Origin of the sequence: Paenarthrobacter sp. NPDC056912 (assembly GCF_042786555.1) — a bacterium.
Taxonomy (GTDB): domain Bacteria; phylum Actinomycetota; class Actinomycetes; order Actinomycetales; family Micrococcaceae; genus Arthrobacter.
Genome location: NZ_JBHUCD010000004.1, coordinates 258,015 through 278,675 on the forward strand (window position 1 = coordinate 258,015; position 20,661 = coordinate 278,675).

Consider the following 20,661-nt stretch of genomic DNA (forward strand, 5'->3'; position numbering starts at 1 on the left):
GTCGCTGGTCGCAAGCGCGGGGCTCCAGCCTGTTGTATCCGACGCGGTGTAAAAGCCGCAGGTTTCGGGTTCCGCGGCCACGCCGCTCGCGAAAGAAGATATCTCCGCGCCCTCTAAGCGGCTCGTGAATCCACGGATTCCGTCATCGGCGCAGACGACCGGGGCCGAATCACCAACATCACAGCGGCTCCGAATTGGTCCACCGTTCAGATTGAATTCAATCGCGGTACAAGTGCGCTGGGGCGGATTTCTGCCTTTGCAAGTACACACTGTACTGATAGCGGAGACCACACGTTCTCTGGGTGCCGGACCGTTGGAGAGTCGATAAGACGTCAATCAGGAACACGAGTCGAATTGACTCAGGCGCGGAAGCGGTTGCCTCTTGATGAAGCCCAGCATCAGGTACCGGCTGAGGCGGACAGATGTCGACCCCATAAGCCGCGACTCCCGAGACGGCGCCATCAACTCCTCTGGGTTCACCAACAACCGTCATCGGGATCGGGTTTCGGGATACGGCAGCAGATAGTTCGACGTGTCATCGTCCAGCCTTATCAACGACATTCCGAGCAAGTACCCTTCGACCTCAACTTGCCTGAAAGTTGGGCAAGGTCTGCGTCACGAATGGTGGGTATCACACACCTATTAAGTGGTTGCGCGCCAGGTGAACGGCGCTTTGGGTCGCGTGGAGTCCTTTGCCTTGATGCGATGAAAGTATTTGCACTTATACGTTGGGGGTATTTTGATCTGTAAATCTTTAGAGGATCTTCAAGAAAATCCGCTTTTTGTTCGGCTGGAAAAGGCGTTTCCTAATCATGATCTGTACGTGAAGCTTGAAGGGTTGAATACAGCCGGATCGATCAAGTTGAAGACTGCGATTGCTCTGGTTGATAGTTTGGAGAAGGATGGCCGTCTGACCGCTGGGGGCTGGTTGGTGGAATCTTCGTCGGGTAGCCTTGGGGTTGCTTTGGCAGGAGTATGTGCCCGGCGCGGGTACAAGCTGAGTATCGTCACTGATCCAAACGCCAACCCGGCGTCAATTGCTCACATGCGTGCGCTGGGGGCAGATGTAGAGGTCGTGACTGAGCGCGATGAAGCCGGCGGTTTCCTTGGTGCGCGGCTTGCGAGGATTCGAGAACTACAGGAGGCGGAGTCAGGCCCGCAGTGGCTTAATCAGTATTCCAATTCGGCGAATCCGGCAGTTCACCGCAGTAAAACTTATCCGTCAATTGTTTCTGAGTTCGGTGATCCGGACTTTATTTTCGTCGGTGCGGGCACGACAGGCACTCTAATGGGTGTCTCCCAGGGAGTTGCTGAGCGAGGGGCCAGCACCCGGCTCTATGCCATCGACAGCATCGGCTCAGTAACGTTTGGCGGAGCGCCCTCTGCAAGGCATGTACCGGGCCTGGGCGCGAGCGTTCCACCTCCGCTGTTTGACGGCTCTATTGTGCCCGAACAGCACTATGTTGGTGAACTTGACGCTGTGCGCGAATGCCGCCGTGTGGCGAGCCTCGAAGGGTTTCTACCTGGCGGCTCCACCGGTACTATTCTGGCCGGGTTTCAAGCACTCGAAGATGAAATCCCGCATGGAAGTCTCGTCGTAGTCGTAGCTCCTGACATGGGCGAACGCTATCTTGACACGATCTACAACGATGAGTGGGTCAGTGAAAAATTCGAGTCGAGGGAAATTGATTTTTCTGCTCGGCCAACCAGTTATGTAGCGAAGACTGCGCGTGAGGAATTGCATGTCTGAGAGTGGCGGAATGCTCGTTATTGGTGCCGATTTCGTTGAGGAATTCCTCGTCGGCAAAGAGGTAGAGCTAATTGATCTGGTCGAGCGTGTCTACTTGATGCATCACAATGGCTTGACCGAGAACCCGGATAGCTACTTTCTTCGCTTCCCCGAGTCGCCGCGGGATCGCGTCATCGCATTGCCGGCCCACATGGATGGCTTAGACCTCCGGGCCGTCGGTATCAAATGGATCTCGAGCTTCCCTGGCAACGTGGAATCTGGGCTTCAACGCGCATCAGCCGTTGTCGTACTGAATGATCCGGACACCGGCTACGCGAAGGCACTAGTTGAGGGCAGCCGGATTAGCGCGGCCCGGACTGCTGCCTCGGCAGCACTTGCGGTGCGTATCCTGCACGGCGCTCCTACAAGTGTTGGAGTGATTGGTAGCGGACCGATCGCGCAGGCGACTCTACGTTTCATCACCGCACTCTACCCACAGCCGATGCCGGTTCTCGTTCACGATTTGAACAGCGACTCGGTCGCGCGCATGCTCCAGACTCAAAGCGACGAATATTCTGAGACCACCCTGGAGGGAGCTTTGTCATGTGATGTGGTCCTGTTCGCGACAAGCGCAGGTTCCCCATATGTCTCCGCATCGACTCGTTTCCGTCCAGGTCAACTGGTCTTGAACATTTCTCTGCGAGACCTAGCTCCTGAAACGCTCCGTGATGCCAATAATATTTTCGATGACGTCGAGCACTGCCTAAAGGCAAACACAACACCGCATCTTCTGGAGCAGATGGACGGCAGCCGTGACTTCGTGACCGGAACTCTGGCGGAGGTTCATGAACGTGCTGTGACGCTGGATACTGCCTTGCCTACCGTCTTCTCGCCATTCGGTCTGGGAGTGCTGGATCTTGCAGTTACACAGACGCTATACGACCGGGCGGTGGCCGATGGTTCGGGGGTCCGTGTTGACGGCTTCCACGGCAATATGGGGCGGTGACAAGTTCCGATGAATCTCACAACAAGTCTTAAAGAGAATGGTTCGGAATTGCTTCTCACAGCCGATCCGTTAGTTGGTGCAAGCCGCGAATGGCCCTTGGAGCGAACGCTTTATGCCTACGTTATGCAGTGGGCAATAGAGGCGCCGGACCGGCTAGCTGTAATCGACGTCGACGACTCCGCTTTTTCGTACGCTGAACTCCTGCAGCGGGTCAAGCATCGTGCCTGGCAGCTGCAAGAGGCAGCTGCTCATGGGCGATTTGTGCTATCGAAACGTTCGCGAAACGTCGAGTGTTATATCGATATTCTTGCTTGCAACGCCACCGGGGCAATCTATATTCCGGTAGATCCAACATGGCCGCCGGAACGACTTTCACACATCGCGTCGATTACGGATGCTGTCATGACTTTCACGGACGACGATCGTTCGGACGCGGAAAGCTTACTAGAGATGACGGACCCGCTCCGAACAACTGTCGACGATGGCTTCAATGTGCCTAGCTATTGCCTCTTCACTTCGGGCAGCACTGGCATGCCTAAGGGTGCCGTGGTAGGCCAGACGGGCATGATGAACCACCTGCACACTAAGGTCGAGTTACTGGGCTTATCTGCAGATTCCGTTGTTGCCCAAACAGCGCCGGCTACGTTCGATGTGGCTATTTGGCAGTTCTGCTCGGCTCTCTTGGTCGGTGGCGCCGTCCGGGTCGTTGCGACCGACGCTGCGCAAGACCCGTATGAACTAGTCTCGCTGTTGCAGCGAGAGGCCATAACTCACATTGAAGTAGTTCCCTCTGTGTTGCGCGAGTTCCTGCATGCAGTAGATGCCGAGGGAGAGTTGAAGGCGCTGGAATGCATGATGGTCACAGGCGAGGAACTTCCGCTTCGTTTGGGCCAGGACTGGCATCGCCGTTTTCCAGAAATACCGCTCATTAATGCATACGGGCCGACGGAATGTTCTGACGATGTGACGCATGCGCATATCAACACTGAAACTCTTGCGTTAGGGACAGTGCCTATTGGCTTGCCAATTCCCAATACGAGTCTCTACGTCCTGGAATTTGTCAGCGGCATTTGGCGACCCGTCCCTTCAGGTGCACAGGGCGAACTATTCGTCGCAGGGCCTTGCGTCGGTCTTGGCTACGTGGGTGAAGAAACGAAGACGGCAGAAGCGTTTGGCGAGATCGAAGGATATCCCTTCCGGCTTTATCGTACTGGCGACCTCGTTCATGTGCGTCCAGATGGACAGTTAATCTATGACGGTAGGGCCGACCGTCAGGTCAAGATCAATGGTGTGCGAATTGAGCCGGGAGAGATCGAAAATCGCATTCTCCATGAAGTGCCTGAAGTCCACGCCGTGGCTGTTGTGAAATACCTCCCTCAGGTTCGTGAGCGTAGTGCGATAGTCATTCGTGAGACAACTGAATCTTTCATTCGATCGGGAGACGCACGGCTAGCTGCGTTCTATTCACACCATGACGGGCAGCCGGTGTCTTCTTCCGAACTTGAGATTCGTGCACGGAATGTGTTGCCCGGTCCTATGCGACCATCCCGGTGGTTCAGCGTTGACCGGTTGCCGACCACGCCGAATGGGAAGGTCGATATCAAACGCCTCGAATCGTTAGCGGCCGAACAGTCGGGCATTGAGGTGCTCACCTCCAAAGTCCCGCTCCTCAGCCAGCTTCAGAAAACTGACCTCCTCACGAGTGAGTCCTTTATTGCCGTCACTGAGAGTGTGCTGGGGCATGCAGTGAAGTTGGGATCCACGTTCGTGGACGCAGGTGGGGACTCCCTCAGGGCAATTCAATTGGCGAATGTACTGCGTTCACTTGGAGGCACAGTTCGAGTCGCCGACTTGTTGTCGGGCGCCACGCTTGGAGCCCTCGCGAGTCGCTACCAGGACCAAGGGGGCAGTGGGAGCGATATCGAGCCGCAGCCCTCCATTGTCGAGTCTCACGATGTAACAGATGCCTGGTCAAGTCGACACGTTACCTGCGAGATGAAGCCCTCGCAGAAAGGAATCTATTTCCAGTGGCTTTTGGAGCCCGAGAGCGCCTACTACAACTATCAAGTGTTGCTCGAGTGTGCACCGACGCTCGACGCTGACAAGGCACGTCATGCGATTCACCAAGCATTTCGTGCAAATCCGCAGCTTTTTGCCCGCTTCGAGGTTGATCTGAACGGAAGCTTTGTCCAGACGTTCCCAGTAAGACCGAATCATCTTGGCTGTTCGAAGGTGCACGAAGTTGAATCGGAGGCCGAAGCCCGTTGGCGGTGTCGCGAACTCGCCGCCCGACCACTCGATCTTGAAACTGGTTCTTCTCTCCAGCTGGATGAAATGCGCATTCAGGGTGGCTCGACGTGGTTCGTCTTGACCATGAGTGAAATTCTCATCGATGGATGGGGAGCGATGAGGTTCATGGAACAGGTGGCCGACTTCTACCAAATATCGGACATTGAGATTGAAGAGTCTGTTGTGAAAAAGAGTGTCGCTTCCGTCGTTCAATATTTCCGTAACCAATCGGGTACCGAAGGTCTCTCTCCGGAGGCACGTGAGTTTTGGGCGCAGTCCTTGGAAGAAGCGAACCCCCTTTCTCCTCTGCGGGACAACTACGACGGGCAACACGATCCCTACTCGGCCTCGATCGTCGAGGTCTCTCTAGACGGGAGCACCACAGAGGCTATCCGGAAAGCGGCCCGTACGTTGGAGACAACCCCGTTTGCGCTCTTCGTCGCTGCCTACTCATTGGCTCTTGCCACGGTGTCACAGCAAGATGATTTCACCGTTGGCGCACCTGTGGCGGGTCGTCAGCAGGAACTTAACGGCGACATTCCTACTCTCATGCTCAATATGGTGGCTATTCGAGTGCTGCTTGATCGAAATCAGAGCTGCCGTGACGCGGTGCACAGGCTTACTACTTCAACTTCTGACGCTACGACGTTCAGCGACAGTCAATTTAGTGAGGTCGTGGCAGAGTTTGCGACTCATAACAACGACGACCCTCTGTTCAGCACCATGGTGAATATGCTCACGTATCCAGCGTCTGAAGTATGGGTAGGTTCAGACAGTCTGCGTCTGATCGAGCTGGATACCGGCTTCACGAAGTATGACGCATCCCTGTATGTTCAGCGCCACGGCGATGACTATACCCTGCAGCTGGCTTACAAGCTCTCGAACGTCACGTCTAAGAGAGCTCAAACAGTACTTGCACTGACCGCTTGGTATCTGAAAGCTGACTGGCTCTCCACCGAGACCACCGTTGACGAAATGATTGGTTCTGCCCTCGACGAGCTCGAAGTGTCGCATATAACCACGCTGCCCGTGGTGACAGTATCCGCGAAGGGAGACGAACGTGTACGCGCCCTATGAACTGATGAATGACGTATCGAAGGTGAACACCACGCATCTCACGGAGACCTGCCTCGTGACGCCGGATGGCAATGGCTACACGTGGGGGCAATTTGGTGCTTGTGTTCGTGCATGGCGCGACTGGATGGGTAGCGATGAGGTTGCAAAACGAGTATTGGTTGCTCGACTAGACCTTTCTCTGCCCTCCCTCTCGTTGATGGTTGCGGCCGTTGAGGAACCTGTTCGTATCGCCTGGCTACCGTTGGGGCTGCCGGCCGCTCGGGAGCTGGAAATGATCGCTGAGCTGAGTGAAGCTGCGATGCTAGGTCAAAACGTGATGCTGGTTGACGAGGCTCTTGCCGAACGGGTCGCAGGCAGCCCGCAGACGCATGGTGTCGAATACGAGGACACACGTGTCGGCATCGACTTTACTTGGAATAACGATGCCAAGTTCATCTACTTCACGTCGGGCTCGGAAGGGACTCCGAAGGCTGTCCAGGTTGGTATGAGGGCTATCCGCAACCGAATTGAATGGATGTGGGATCAGTATCCCTATGAACCACTCGACCGGGTTGTGATTCAAAAGCCGCTCTCGTTCGTTGCCTCGTACTGGGAAGTATTAGGAGCACTGCTCCAAGGGGTCACTGGTATTCTCATTAGCTCTGCAGAGCGGAGCCGGCCGGATCGATTCTTCGATGCAGTTGCCGGTACGGCCGCTACGCATCTTTTTGCCACCCCTGCCGCGCTACTGGGGCTCGCGGAGATCGCGACTGAGCAGGGCACTACCCTAACTGCTCTCAAGTTGGTGTGTAGCAGTGCTGACCGGCTCACCGGGGATGTCGCGCAACGGTTCTTGGAGGCCGCGCCTAGGGCGCAGTTGCTCAATCTCTATGGCGCGACAGAAACCACGGCGAACACCACCGTATTCGAGGTACCACGGGCCAAGACGTTGCACGACCAACTTCCGCTTGGTCGTCCCATCGCGAATACAAAAATTGTGATTCGCGACGCCCAGGGACACGCAAAAGAAGCCGGGCAAGAGGGGCTTATCTGTGTTCAAGGGGCTCCGGTAGCTGAAGGGTACGTGGTTGGCGGCCACGTTACTGACGGTGGCGTTTTCTTCGGTTCGGAAGGCGCTGACCGGGAGATCCGGACTGGTGACTTGGGATATGTAGAGAGCGGGTTACTTTATCTGACGGGTCGTGCCGATAACGCGGTGAACATCTCCGGTTATAAAATCCATCTGGAGGAGATCGAAAATGCGGCTCGGAAGCTCGCAGGTGTATCTGGACAGTGCGGAGCGCTATACCGTAATGATTCGAGCGGCGAGTATCTCGCTCTGGTGATTCCACTGGAGTGGGAGCCTCAAGTGACATCTCAGAAATTGTCCGAGTTTTTACCGCCCTATATGGTTCCGCAGCGGATCGTGCCGGTTGCATCTGTGCCGAAGGTGCGGACAGGCAAAGTTGATCGTTCTGCCTGTTTGGCGCTGACTCTTGAGGGACAGTCTCCTGCCCAGGAGGAGAAGCCCTCCAGGGCAGCGGGTCGACTTCAGGCGAGTGTTGAGAAACTTTGGTGTGCAGCGCTGGGGCAGGGCTCACAATTGTCTACCGGCGACTTCTTCGCGGCTGGCGGTGATTCGCTCCGAGCCGTGCGGCTGCTTGCCTCACTACGGCAGGAACTTGGGGTCCGTATTCCCCTACGGGGGTTCTACTCAGATCCGACGCTCACATATCTTGTTGAGTTGCTCGGCGTAGACCTGAGCGGGGCTGAGTGATTTGATATCTGATATTTGGCACAGGATCAGCGAAGCTACTCCCGAGCGGGGGACTGTATTGGTGTTTCCGCCGACGGGTGCTGGTGCGCCAGCATTTCGATCGATGGCGGCATTGCAAGGCGAACAATCCGTGTGGGCCTACTGCCCTCCCGGGCGAGGTCGACGGTTATTCCAACCCGGTATTCGTGACATCAACGAGTTTGTTCCTAGCGTGATAGCCGCGATGGAGGCCCCACGAGGCCCATTGGTAGTGGCAGGCGTTAGCTTTGGCGCGGCGCTTGCTTTCAATATCTGCGGCGCCTTGGAGGCACGAGGTGTAGAGGTATCAAAACTCGTGGCAATCTGCGGTCTCAGCCCAAGTAGTTACGTCCAAGGACAAGAAGAATGGGATATGGATTCCGCGCGGAATCGGATGGTCGAGTACGGTCTTACGCCATCGGCAGTGCTCGAGCTCGAGGATGCTGACGACTTATTCGTTCGTCCCACGTTAGATGACCTCTTGCTCGCCGAGTCGTACGGCGGGGCACACGCACCGCCGATCACCGCCCCGATTGTTTGCGTGGCGGCAATAGATGACGAGCTTGTCCCCCCAGTGGAAGCAGACCGGTGGAGCCGGGCAACGCAATCCGAGTTCAAGGTGGTGCACGTAAGGGGTGGCCACTATGCGCACGTCGAATTCGGCAGAGATGAGTGGCTAAATGTTCTCGCGTAACAACGCACCCGTACTCCAGGGATGGGCGGTTCTTGTCGGTGTCACAACCTCTGGATCGAGCGCATCGCATAGCTGGTTCCAGAGATTCCTCAAGGCGTGTCGACAGCGGAACTTGAAGATCTGCGGCGTGGAATTTGAGGTGTCTTTGGCTACAAAGGTTCCACCGATACCGCTGGATCACATGATCACAATCCCCGGCTCCTACAGTCGAAAATTGCCTGAAGAAACACTCGACAGCATCGTCCACGAACTGCGTCTTCGTGAACTTGGCGACCTCGTTTTGGCGACTGCCTTGCGCGAGAACTATCAATTGGTATGCAGCCAGTTGGTGGAGGCGCTGGCTCTGGTGGGCAATTCTGTCCAGTGCGTCGAGCTGATTCAAGACAAGCCTGCGTGTCGAGATGCATTGCGTAGTGCGGGTGTTTTCCAACCGCAAAGTCTTCGTATCGCTGGGGTGGATCCTAACGGAAAAGTCCGCGTCCTTGGAGGATTAGGTGCCGGTACTGCGGACGTCTTGACTTCAAGATCTGGATGGATTGTGAAACCCGCTACCGGCATGGGAAGTGCTGGAGTGACCTACATCGCTGGGATCGATGAGCTACAGGGGCTAGACGCGGAAGTCTTCGCCGGTGGCTACTGCTTGGAAGAGTACGTTCTGGGCGAAGAGTTCTCAGCAGAAGGCATCACGGTGGGCGGCCAGGTGAGATTGTACGGAGCCACAACCAAGACGAAGAATGAGAACTTCGTAGAGATTGGGCATCGACATCCAGCTGCTCCCCAGGGATTCCCGACCTTAGAGGATCTGTCCCTTCAGCTGCAGGAATGTCTCGCTGCCTTAGGGATCCAGTGGGGCCACCTGCACGTCGAATTCTGGGTGGGCCCGGACGGCAGCGTCGTGTGGGGCGAGTTTCATGTGCGCCAGGCGGGCGGCTTCATTGCCCCGGATCTGGTAGAAGCTGCACGACCCGGGCTGGACATCTATGGAGAATTGATCGATTCGCTGCGTGGGCTCCCATTGGATGAGTTGCCCTCGTTGACTGCATGTGCGGGGGTGGAGTTTATTGAAGCGGCTCCGGGGCGCGTTATGGCGACAGCGATTGAGGATGAGGTCCCTGCTGACGCGCAAATCTACTGGGAGTGCAAGCCCGGTGACTACTTGATGGCTGTCAATGGGCTGCGATCTCATGTCGCCGTAGTTGTCGCGCAGTCACATGACTCTGAGGCGCTCGAGTCTCTCCTCGGTATTGCATCGAAGGCTTGCAACTACCGCGTCGACTTGTTGGAAGGAAGCAACAAATGACTCGTCGGACGGCAATGGTGGGCGTTAATCGTAACGCCACCCAACAATTACAATCGTCGGGTTTCAGCCCGTTGCTCTTCTGCGAAGAGCAAGAGATATGGGAGGCTAAACGGCTCACAACGTGGCTTGATGAGGCTGGAGTCACCGGTGCTATACCCGTGTGGTTCGAGTATCAGCACGATCCGTTGATCGTTTCGGACGCCGTCTTGGAGTCGCTTCTCAGGGAGAAGGTTGACGGCGTGTTGCCGGGCCTTGAATACGCCGTTGAAGGTGCGGCCCTGCTCGCGTCGTCGTTGGGGTTGCCCGGCGCGGGCGTGGAGGCAGCACGCATTCTGCGCAACAAAGCACTCCTTCGGCAGTCGACCTCGACGTTCGAGTGGGGAGCAGTCTCGTTCCATCTCGCTACTTCTGCCGACGACCTCGCCATTTTCCTGACTAACGAGTCAAATGAGGTCATAGTGAAGCCCGTTGATCGGCAGGGGAGTCTCGGCGTCACCCGTCTTGGTATCGGCGCAGATGTTCAGAAGGCGTGGGCTGACATCATCGGAGGGTACGAGAAGAATCAGACCATCGAAGGATGGCATGGAACGAACCACGCCCTCATCGAGGAATTCCTCGTAGGTGATGAGTGCAGTGTTGAAGCGCTTGTGAGCGATGGCGCAGTGCAATGGGTCAATCTCACAGCCAAGCAAGTACTCGAGGGCCCACATCGAGTAGAAATTGGCCACGAGATAGTTGCAGTCGAGGACTGGTGTTGGCAAACCATGCAGGAATTGGCGGGGGCTATCGGCTTCCAGTATGGGCTGTTGCATGCCGAATTCATGCGGACACCGCGTGGTCCCAAACTTATTGAATGCGCAGGGCGCCCGCCTGGTGATCAGATACTCAATCTTATCGAGCATGCGTGGGGATTCTCGCCGACTGCCGCATGGAGCGCCGTCTTGTGTGGTGACAAGCCCACGTTCCCAAGCGAAGCGAAGGCCCGGGCGGCAGTGGCTTTCGTCTATGCCGACGGTGACGGCGTTGTGGAGACGGTGCCGGATCGTTCGATGATTCCACCACAAGCCGTTGTTTCGTATTCGGCGTTGCCACATCAGAAGGTATTCCGGCCCCGATCGTCTTGGGACCGCCTGGGCTACGTTATGACGTCCAGCAACGTGGGCTTGCGGGGAGACTACGGTGAGTGTCGAGAGTTCGCTGATCTCCTGCGGCCGCACCTCTCGGAACTGCGGTGCGACGGGTGAACGTGCAGGAGCAAGTCAGTGCGCAATTGAGCAAACCCCGCCTCCACGCGCGTGTATTTGCTCTCATCGCATCGGATCAAGTCTTAAGTCAAACTGCCTACTTTGCTCTAATGCCAGTGTTGCCCTTGCTACTGACGCTGAAGTTGGGCAGTGCCCAGGAGCAATGGGCGGCCTTGGCGATCGGCGCTCTGACGTTGATGACGCGTGGCGGCAGCCTCTTTGTCGCACCTCTCCTGCATAAGTTATCCGTACGAGGGTGTCTTCGATTCGCACTGGGTCTTGTTGCTGTCTCCTACGCGGTCGTCGCTGTCAGTGGTAACCCATGGGTTCTGGTTATCGCCTTGGGGTTCGCTGGTATTGGATTCAGCTCGAATGGGACAGGTGTTCGGAGTTTTGTAGTGTTATCGACCTCAGATAAATCACTACAAAACCGAGGGTTTGCCGTCATTCAACTTGTCGCAAATTGTTGCGCCGCTCTGGGGCCGGTGCTAGGAACCTTTGTTCTTGATGGAGGCCTGTATACTCCATTTCTTCTCAGCGTTAGTGCGGTTTTCGTTGTGGCCGCGGTCTTCGCGCCTCTTGCTGCGCCCGCGGGGGTGATGCTGAATCAGGGGTCGCTTCGACCGCCCCTTACTCTGGGTATAGTACGAGAGTTGTTCAATTCTCCCAGCGCCCGCCGAATAACGCTTGTGGCGATGCTCGGGAGTATCTTGATGGGCCAGTTTTTCTCCAGCTTCTCTCTCGTGTTTGCGGGTGTGACGGATGAACCAATGATTCGTGCCTTGTTTTATACGTTGAATGGCGTGCTCGTGGTAATCGTTCAAATACCGGTGTCCTACCTTGTGGAACGGAGACTCCAGAGAGGCACCTCAGTGCTGTCCATCTTGGTGTTCGGCGTCTGCATCCTCGGACTCTCGATGCCGCTTTTTGCGGCGCGAGAGGGCGTGGCAGGAATCGTGCTCGTTTGTCTGGGAGTCGTTTTGTTCTCAGTGGGTGAGACTATTTTCACGCCAATTCTCAATGTTGCCTATGCCAATACAGCGGAAGGGCGGCCAGTTGTTGAATCAATGAACATGCGTCAACTCACCTCGGCCGTCGGAGAGAGTGTGGGGGCATGGGCAGGCCTCTCGGTGTTTGTTTCATTGTCCGGAAGCCAGTTCGGCCTTGTCTACTGGCTAGGGCTCCTAGTTTTGTCTGCTCTAACTTTGTTCGCCCTAGTTCCTCGCCGTATGGGAAACCAGTAAGTCAGGTGGCACTCTTTGCTTTTCGAATGAACGGAAACTGTGGTGTTTTAGTTACCGCGTTCGGAATAAGAGAAGAGAGCGTGTCTTTCTGGCACGCCCTGCAGCGTATGAACCCCGTTGTAAACTCTTGTTCGGCGGTGGCAGCGGATCTCCTCGATGCCGTGTCTGTTCTGGCCCGCCCAACGGCGCAGGAAAGGGCTATTTTTGGGCTGGATCAACGAGATACCCATATGACGGTATGAATGCCGGTGCCGTTGGTCCAGACGGAGGGGTCGACGCGCAAGAAATGTGTTACATTGCGCTTTATTGGGTTGGAGCTTCCAAATGCCGCGATATAAGGGGAACCGATCCGAGATTCGGACGAACGTTGGTTCCTTTACTTCGAACGGTTTCGTCCCGTTCCCTTAGGATATTGTCATGACTGATACCTACTTTTTCTCCGCCGAAGCGGAGAAAATCGATCGTGGCAGAGTACACCGTTGGCTTAGTGAGGAGTCCTATTGGGCGCAAGGCCGGGTTCGAGAAAAACAAGAAGCTGCCATCGACGCTTCCCGAAACTACGGGGTCTATGAAACATCGACTGGAGCGCAAGTGGCTTACGGCCGCGTTGTGACCGATAGCGCTACTTTCGCATGGCTCTGCGACGTGTTCGTCGCTGCGGAAGTCCGCGGTCGAGGCATTGGCAAGATGCTCGCGGCTGGTGTGGTAGCGGACCTTGAACCCCTGGGCCTGAAGCGGGTTTTGTTGTCGACAGGAGATGCTCACGGACTCTACGCCCAATTCGGCTTCACCGAACTAAGAGAGCCTTCAAAGATGATGGCCCTCACCCGTTGACCTACGCTCAAGTGGTCAACTGTGAAGCTAAGCGAATGGTTCTCGTGCACGCGGTCGTCCCTGTCCGTTCGGCAGAGAGTCTCATTTCTTCGGGGCAACTTCAACTAAGAAAATCATAAGCACCCCACCAGTCTTTGGGCGTCTTTTGCCATCTGCTCAACGCCGAGATCGACCCGAATATAACGCGTGTTGATCCTGGAAGCGCCGTCCATCCACTCGTCCGCGCCTGTGCGCGGAGGAACTCTCACTCAGGATTGGCGGGACACCTGGCTTTTCCCTAACGGCCCGTATTAGGACGGCTGCACACGTGCGAGGCTCTGGCCGTCGAAAGTTACCTCGCTCGCGGACCGGAGCACATCAAATTTTGCTAGATGTACTCACCGTAGGGCAACATTTCCCAGCGGACCAGCTTTGAGGGAGGTTATTGTGAACAGTGCGGGGTATGAGCTGCTGAAGCTAGCTGATGTGCCTGTTTCTGGCCCAAGTCACCTAGACCTTGATTGGCCGGCCCAGCTCCGTGCCACCAGATTCACCCATCCCAAAGATCGGGAAGAGTTCATTGCAGGTCGGCTTGCAGCGCTACACTTTGCCGCCTCGCTGCTTGACGTCGATTCAGCACGGCTCTCGCCGGACTACCGCTGCCCGCAGTGCGGCCCCGGCCAGGACCACGGCCGCCCCGGTTTCCTGCTCGACGGCGGCCGCGCGCCTCTGGTGCTGAGCGCCTCCCGGGCGTCGGGCTGGGTGCTGCTGGCCGGCGTCGTGAGTCCAAGGCCAGGCCTCCGGCTGGGAGTGGACCTTGAAGCGACGAATCGAACCGGCTTCGAAGGCTTTGACGACGTAGCACTAACCGAAGGGGAGAAGCGCTTCCTCGCGTCCGTCGCGGAGGAGCAGCAGGCCGTGCACCGCACGCGCTTATGGGCACGCAAGGAAGCGTGGCTGAAGATGACCGGTGAGGGCCTGCGCCGGAATCCCGCCGATGTGGATGTACTTGACCTTCCGGGCCTTTCCGACGTCACCAGCATCGACGAAAACCGGAAACTCCCGGACGGACTCGTGGCAGCTCTGGCTAGCGGGTAGCTTGCGGCAGGGGAGGAAGCACGGCGTCGTAAAGCCACGGCCGCAAAATCCTGGCAGCATCAAAGCCAGGAATGAACGAGCCCGCAGCTTCAATGAACGACTCTGTGGACACCGAGCCGTGCCGGTTGTTGATCGTCCAGTGCTGCAGGAATCCGAAGAATGCCTCGTCCCCGGCGGCCATCCGAACTGCATGAACAGCCAAGGCCCCGCGTTTGTAGACACGGTCATCGAACATCAGCTCAGGGCCGGGGTCTCCGACCAGCAAGTCCTGCGGCCCGGCGTCGAGCCTCTTCCACGCGGCCGTTGCCCGCGCAGCAACAGTCATGGTCCTGGATTCTTCGGACCACAACCATTCTGCATAGCAGGCGAATCCTTCATGCAACCAGATGTCCTTCCAGTTGCTGACAGTCAACGAGTTGCCGAACCATTGGTGAGAGAGTTCGTGGGCGATCAGGCGCTGGGCCTCCCACGTGCCACGCATATGGTTGCGGCCGAAGATGGATACGGTCTGGGCCTCCAGGGGAATCTCGAGCTCGTCCTCGGTAACCACTGAGGTGTAGTCGTCGAAAGGGTAGGGGCCGAAACAGTCTTCAAAGGTCCGCATCATGTCCGGTTGCCGACGCAGCCCGTCACGGGCGTCGTCGGCCAGTTCGGCCGGGACGGCAGCGAACTGCGGGACGCGGTGGTGGGTATCGGCGTCGTTCAGGGGGACCATGACGTAGCGGCCGATCTGCAGCGTGGCGAGATACGTTGCCATGGGTTCGGAATGTTCATAGACCCACGTTTCCCGGCTGGATTTACGGGACCGGGATACCAGCCGGCCGTTGCACACTGGCCGGTAGTTATCGTCCGTGGTCACCGAGATCCGGAAACTCGACTTGCTGCGCGGATGATCATTGCAGGGGAACCAGGACGCGGCGCCGTTGGGTTGTCCGGCCACCAGCACGCCGTCGTTCAGTTCTTCCCAGCCAACCTCGCCCCATAGGCCCCGGCGCGGCTGCGGGTTGCCTTCATACCTGATCTCCAGCATGAACTGTTGACCTTGTTTCAGTGCGGACGCGGGGGTCACTACAAGGTGTTCTGCCCGGTGGCTGAACTTCTGGATCTTCTTGCCGTCCAACTGGATCTTGGAAGCCCGCAAACCCACAAGGTCCAGGACCACCTGCGTCGCCGGTTCCAACGCCGTACACCTCAGGACGGCCTTGCCGATCAGCTTGTTGCTGCCCAGCCGGACGTCCAGGTCCAACTCGTACCGGTCCACGCGGTAGCTGGTGCTCCCGTGGTCCAAGGTGTAGGGGTCGGCTGCGGTCATGGGGGTGGTGATTGGTGCGGTCATGATCTGCCCAATCTACTGGAGACGGGGAGCTTGTGCAGACGGACCCACCCAAGGGCTCACTGGGTTTCCCATCCAATAGGTCCCCGCCGGGACGGTTTCGCCGCGCATGACCAACGACGCCGGACCAACAGTTCCGCCGTCGCCGATGCTGGCGGCGGGGAGGATGACGCCGTGCGGCCCCATCGTGGCACCGTTGCCGAGGGTCACTGTATCCAGGCTCATCACACGGTCGTGGAAGAGGTGCGTCTGGACCACGCAGCCTCGGTTGACGGTGGAGTTTTCGCCCAAGGCCACGAGGTCGGCCTCGGGAAGCCAATAGCTTTCGCACCACGTTCCGCGGCCGATCCTGGCACCAAGCCCGCGGAGCCACCACACCAGGGCAGGAGTGCCCGCAGCTGACCGGGCAAACCACGGAGCGCTGACCATCTCAATGAATGTGTCCACAACCTCGTTGCGCCAAATGAATGAACTCCACAGGGGGTGTTCCCCGGCACGGATGGTTCCAACAAGGACCCACTTGGCAACGATGGAGCTGAACGCGGCCACGGCCCCCGCTGCCAGCATCACCAGGCCGCCCAGGAGCGCGGCGATCCAATAACCCCATCCGCGGGCAATCCAGTCCAGGACCAGCATGACGCTGACGGCGATGGCCACCGTGAGGATAACTGGCACAAGGCGGAACAGTTCCCACAGGGCGCGCGCCAGTTTGAGTTTGAGGGGCGGCTGGAAGGTTCGGGTCTGGTCAGCGTCGACGGCGGTGCGACGCAACCTGACCGGCGGGCTGCCGAGCCATGAGGTTCCGGATTTGGCCTTTGCGGGGGTGGCGGACAGCACCGCGACGAGGGAGTTCTTGGGAACGTTGCGTCCTGCCGCCGTCATCCCCGAGTTGCCCAGGAATGACCTCTTGCCGATCTTGGCCGGCGCGATCTTCATCCAGCCGCCGCCGAGTTCATAGGACGCAACCATGGTGTCGTCGGCCAGGAATGCGCCGTCGCCGATGGTGGTCATTTTGGGAACCAGCAGCACAGTGGAGGCTTCAACGTTCTTCCCCACCTTTGCTCCAAGGAGGCGGAGCCAGACAGGGGTAAAGAGGCTTGCGTAGATCGGGAAGAGCAGGTCGCGCGCCATGTCCAGGAGGCGTTCAGTTGCCCAGACCTGCCAACCAACTCGGCTTCGAACCCGGTAGTGCCCCTCCCGGAGGCCCAGTCCGAGCATGCGGGCAACGGCCAGGATGAGCACCAGGTTGCCAAAGAACCACACGAGCGCTGCCAGCGGAATGGCCAGGGCAATCCGGGGGAGGGCGGTTTCCAGTGAGTCATGCCCCTGGATGAAAGCGAGGATCACCAGGCCACCAGCGAAGGCGGAAATGAAGGGGATCAGCGCCAGCAGGGCAGATGCAGCCGCGAAGGCCACCAGCCAGAGGCGGTCAACGGCGGAGCGACGAAGTGCAGCCTCCGGCCAGTCGTGCTTGGCCTTGCCGCGCCGCTCGGCGGGGGAGCCGGCCACCAAGTGCCCGGCCTTGACCTTGCCCAGGACGGCTGAGCCTGCTTCCACGTGGGCGCCTGCACCGATGGTGGCTCCGGGCATGAGGGTGCTCCTTGCGCCCACCACGGCTCCGGCTCCCACATGGATCTGGCCGATGTGGACTGAGTCGCCGTCCACCCACCAGCCGGAAAGGTCGACTTCGGGCTCGATGTTCGCCCCGCTGCCCAACGAGAGCAGACCCGTAACGGGCGGCAAAGAGTGCAGATGGACGTCCTTGCCGATCTTCGCGCCGAGGGCACGGGCATAGTAGGGGACGAACGGGGCGCTTGCGAGGCCAATGGCGCCGGAGAGATCTTGAATTTGCTCCGCAAGCCACAAACGCAGATGGGTCTTTCCGGATCGCGGGTAGGTGCCGGGTTCGATCCTGCCGAGCAGCACGCGCGCCGCAACTACGGAGATGCTCATCCGGCCAAGCGGGCTGACGAAGATCAGCCAGGACGCCGCGATCCACCACCAGGAGACCACTGGCGCCGCTGTGAATCCGGCGAAGTCGGCCAGCAATCTGTTGGCCGCCATGAGGTAGGTGAGCCACCGCATTCCCACCAGGATGTGCAAAGGGACGCCCATGAGGACCTGGAAAACCTGCGACTTCACGGCGGTGGGGCGGACGGTGCGCTCGGCCGCGGGACCCGGCGTGCCGCCGTCGGGCAGTGACTGCCGGGCGGCGTCGATCAGGGCACCGACGCGCGGTGTCGCGTAGATGTCAGCCACCGTGATGGTGGGGTATCTGACCCGGAGCGCGGAGACGAGCTGGGCCGCAGCCAGTGACCCGCCGCCGTAGGCGAAGAAATCGGCATCCAGGGAACTCACTGGACTGCCCAGCACGGACTCCCACTGCTCCACTACCCAGCGCGCGTCATCGGGAAGGTTCAACGGGGCGTTGCTTGCCTCGGTGGCGCCGGCTCCGGGCAGCGGCCACGGGAGGGCGTGTCGGTCTACCTTGCCGCTGGTCTTGGTGGGCAACGAATCTACAAGGGTCAGAAGGGGGATCAATGCCGCGGGAAGGCTTTCGCCCAGTAGCCGGCGTGCCGCGTCCATGTCGAGTTCAATGCCGTCGGCCGCAGCGAGGTAACCCACCAGGATCTGGTTGCCGGCCGCCGTCGTCTGGACTGCGGCCGCTGCGCCGGCAACGCCGGGGAGGGACTGAAGAGCCGCATCCACTTCGCCCAGTTCGATGCGCCGCCCGCCCAGTTTGACCTGTTCGTCAGCCCGGCCCATGAAGATCAGGCCCTCGGCTTCAAATCGCACAAGGTCGCCCGAGCGGTAGGCGCGCTCCCAACCCAGTGTGGGCATTGGCGCGTACTTTTCAGCGTCCTTGGCGGGATCCAGGTAGCGGGCCAGCCCTACGCCCCCGATGATCAGTTCGCCGATCTCGCCTTCGGCGACCGGGGCGCCGTCGGAATCGACGACGGCGAGGTCCCAGCCGTCCAGCGGCAGTCCGATCCGCACGGGGCCGGGTCCGCCCAAAGGAGCCGCGCACGCAACGACCGTGGCCTCTGTGGGCCCGTAGGTATTCCAGACTTCGCGGCCATCCACGGCGAGCCGGTCGGCCAGTTCAGGCGGGCATGCTTCACCGCCGAAAATGAGGAGGCGGACGTTTTCGAGGGCCTCGGCCGGCCAGAGGGCTGCAAGGGTGGGCACGGTGGAAACCACCGTGATGCCGTGGTTGATGAGCCAGGGACCCAGGTCCATCCCCGTCCGAACCAAAGCACGAGGAGCTGGTACCAAGCACGCGCCGTGACGCCAAGCCAGCCACATCTCTTCGCAGGAAGCATCGAAGGCCACAGACAAGCCGGCCAGCACCCTGTCCTGGGCGCCGATGGGTTCGGCCTGGAGGAAGATCCGGGCTTCGGCGTCGACAAAGGCGGCGGACGAGCGGTGTTTGACGGCAACGCCCTTGGGAGTACCAGTGGAGCCGGATGTGAAGATGATCCAGGAATCATCGTCCAGTCCGGGCGTGCTGGGTGTAGGGAGGGGCTCCCGGGCCGCGCCGGAGAGTTGCACGTCAAGGCCCGCTGCGATGACGGCACCAACCTTGGCCTCGCCGAACACCAGGCGTGCCCGCTCGTCAGGATCGTCGGCATCCACGGGAACGTAGGCCGCACCGGCCATGAGGATTCCCAGGATGGCGATGTAGAGCTCGTTGGTCCCGGACGGGATCCGGACGCCGATCTTGTCCCCGCGCCCCAGCCCCGCGGCGTTCAATGTTGCGGCGAACTGTCGGACGGCTTTGAGTAGCTCGGTGTAGCTCAACGACTTGTGGCCGTCATCCAACGCCGAAGCCTCGGGGAAGGACGCGGTGGTCTGTTCCAGGATCTCTACGAGAGTCCGCTCGGCCGGTGCTGCGGCGCCGCCCGGCAACTGGGGGCGGTAGGTGGTCAAGGCAGGCGTCTGCCCGGCCCCCACGGGATGTTCTGTGCTCACGGGCTCAGCTTGTCGCAGAAAGGTGAACAAAAGGTGTCGGACGTTTCCTGTACGTCACATTTTGTTGCGCTGCTGTTCGCCTGTATGCCGCCAGATGTTGGGGAGCCGGGCATGGCAGTTATGGCACCAGGAGGACTTTGCCAGTGGTACGGCGGCCTTCCAGGTCCCGGTGGGCCTGTGCTGCTTCGGCCAGCGGATACGTCGCTCCCACCCGGACAGTCAGAGTGCCGTTGGCTGCGGCGTCGAAGATTTCCGCTGAGCGCCACCGGCGTTCGTGGGTGTTCTGCACGAAGTGCCCCATGGTGGGCCTGGTCAAGGTCAGGGAACCGGCGGCGTTGAGCCGCTGGGGATCGAACGGCGGGACGGGCCCGGAGGCTGCGCCGAAAAGCACCATGGCACCGCGGATACGCAGGCTCTTCAGCGAATCGTCGAACGTATCCTTGCCCACGCCGTCGTACACCACGTTGACGCCCTCGCCGTCGGTGAGTTCGCGCACCTTGTCCGCGAACCCGTCGTAGCGAAGTACCTCATCGGCGCCGGCGAGCGTGGAAAGGTCCGCCTTCTCGTCGGACGAGACTGTGGTGATGACACGTGCGCCGCGGGCCTTCAGCAGCTGGGTCAGCAGCAGACCCACGCCGCCCGCTCCCGCATGGAGGAGGACGGTGTGCCCTGGCTCCACGCGGAACGACGAGTTCATCAGGTAGTGGGCAGTGATTCCCTGGAGGGGCAGCGCCGCAGCCGTATGATCGTCCACGCCGGCCGGAACCGGGAGGGCCTTGGCTGCGTCCACCAGTGCATAGTCGGCGTAGGTCCTGGATCCCTCGGCGGTGGCGATGCGGTCACCCACAGCAAATTCTTCAACGCCTTCACCAAGGGCCTCGATGGTGCCGGCAGCTTCGGCCCCCGGAGTGAAGGGGTAGTCCACCTTGTACGTGCCGCTGCGCTGGTACGTCTCAATGAAGTTGACCCCGGCAGCTGCGACCTTAATCAGCAGCTGGCCGGGGCCAGGTGTCGGTGGTTCCACGGATGCGTACTCAAGGACGTCAGGTCCTCCGGGCTGCCGTGCAACGATGGCGTGCGTCATGCTG

Annotated in this window: 13 protein-coding genes; 10 read left to right on the forward strand and 3 right to left on the reverse strand. The window is 59.2% G+C overall.

The genetic code is table 11. The features are described from left to right. Positions 1-715: 715 nt before the first annotated feature. The 10 genes from sbnA (at position 716) to ACFRJ9_RS06695 (ending at position 14,268) form a co-directional block, all read left to right on the forward strand. Positions 716-1,750: a 2,3-diaminopropionate biosynthesis protein SbnA gene (gene sbnA / locus ACFRJ9_RS06650; protein WP_377665694.1), complete on the forward strand. Its 1,035-nt coding sequence runs from the start codon at positions 716-718 to the stop codon at positions 1,748-1,750. Then, positions 1,743-2,735: a 2,3-diaminopropionate biosynthesis protein SbnB gene (sbnB, locus tag ACFRJ9_RS06655; protein ID WP_377665696.1), complete on the forward strand. Its 993-nt coding sequence runs from the start codon at positions 1,743-1,745 to the stop codon at positions 2,733-2,735. Before sbnA ends, sbnB begins: the two co-directional genes overlap by 8 nt. A 9-nt stretch (positions 2,736-2,744) precedes the next feature. Further along, positions 2,745-6,101 carry an AMP-binding protein gene (locus tag ACFRJ9_RS06660; protein WP_377665698.1) on the forward strand — a complete coding sequence of 1,119 codons (3,357 nt, stop codon included), beginning with the start codon at positions 2,745-2,747 and terminating at the stop codon, positions 6,099-6,101. Then, positions 6,085-7,857, forward strand: a complete 1,773-nt coding sequence (locus ACFRJ9_RS06665; protein WP_377665700.1) for a non-ribosomal peptide synthetase — start codon at positions 6,085-6,087, stop codon at positions 7,855-7,857. The genes ACFRJ9_RS06660 and ACFRJ9_RS06665 overlap by 17 nt, the downstream gene beginning before the upstream one ends. A 61-nt stretch (positions 7,858-7,918) precedes the next feature. Next, positions 7,919-8,569: a thioesterase II family protein gene (locus ACFRJ9_RS06670; RefSeq protein WP_377665702.1), complete on the forward strand. Its 651-nt coding sequence runs from the start codon at positions 7,919-7,921 to the stop codon at positions 8,567-8,569. 112 nt (positions 8,570-8,681) lie between these two features. Next, a complete protein-coding gene (locus ACFRJ9_RS06675) occupies positions 8,682-9,869 on the forward strand; it encodes an acetyl-CoA carboxylase biotin carboxylase subunit family protein (protein WP_377665704.1) in 1,188 nt (395 codons plus the stop codon). Further along, a complete protein-coding gene (locus ACFRJ9_RS06680) occupies positions 9,866-11,113 on the forward strand; it encodes an ATP-grasp domain-containing protein (RefSeq protein ID WP_377665705.1) in 1,248 nt (415 codons plus the stop codon). Before ACFRJ9_RS06675 ends, ACFRJ9_RS06680 begins: the two co-directional genes overlap by 4 nt. Continuing rightward, positions 11,110-12,357: an MFS transporter gene (locus tag ACFRJ9_RS06685; RefSeq protein WP_377665707.1), complete on the forward strand. Its 1,248-nt coding sequence runs from the start codon at positions 11,110-11,112 to the stop codon at positions 12,355-12,357. Before ACFRJ9_RS06680 ends, ACFRJ9_RS06685 begins: the two co-directional genes overlap by 4 nt. 417 nt (positions 12,358-12,774) lie before the next feature. Continuing rightward, positions 12,775-13,191 (forward strand): GNAT family N-acetyltransferase, encoded by a 417-nt coding sequence (locus ACFRJ9_RS06690; RefSeq protein WP_377665709.1) that lies wholly within the window; start codon positions 12,775-12,777, stop codon positions 13,189-13,191. A 426-nt stretch (positions 13,192-13,617) separates the two neighbouring features. Beyond that, the gene (locus ACFRJ9_RS06695; protein ID WP_377665711.1) at positions 13,618-14,268 is read left to right on the forward strand and encodes a 4'-phosphopantetheinyl transferase family protein; all 651 of its coding nucleotides are present in this window, start codon (positions 13,618-13,620) and stop codon (positions 14,266-14,268) included. Here the strand turns inward: ACFRJ9_RS06695 and ACFRJ9_RS06700 are convergent. The 3 genes from ACFRJ9_RS06700 to ACFRJ9_RS06710 all read right to left on the reverse strand — a co-directional run bounded on the left by ACFRJ9_RS06700 (position 14,258) and on the right by ACFRJ9_RS06710 (position 20,657). Further along, positions 14,258-15,604: a M1 family metallopeptidase gene (locus tag ACFRJ9_RS06700; RefSeq protein WP_377665713.1), complete on the reverse strand. Its 1,347-nt coding sequence runs from the start codon at positions 15,602-15,604 to the stop codon at positions 14,258-14,260. The genes ACFRJ9_RS06695 and ACFRJ9_RS06700 overlap by 11 nt on opposite strands. A gap of 12 nt (positions 15,605-15,616) precedes the next feature. Beyond that, positions 15,617-19,573, reverse strand: a complete 3,957-nt coding sequence (locus ACFRJ9_RS06705; RefSeq protein WP_377665715.1) for a Pls/PosA family non-ribosomal peptide synthetase — start codon at positions 19,571-19,573, stop codon at positions 15,617-15,619. Positions 19,574-19,691: 118 nt separating this feature from the next. After that, positions 19,692-20,657, reverse strand: coding sequence for a quinone oxidoreductase family protein (locus tag ACFRJ9_RS06710; RefSeq protein WP_377665717.1), 966 nt, complete (start codon positions 20,655-20,657; stop codon positions 19,692-19,694). Positions 20,658-20,661: the final 4 nt, after the last annotated feature.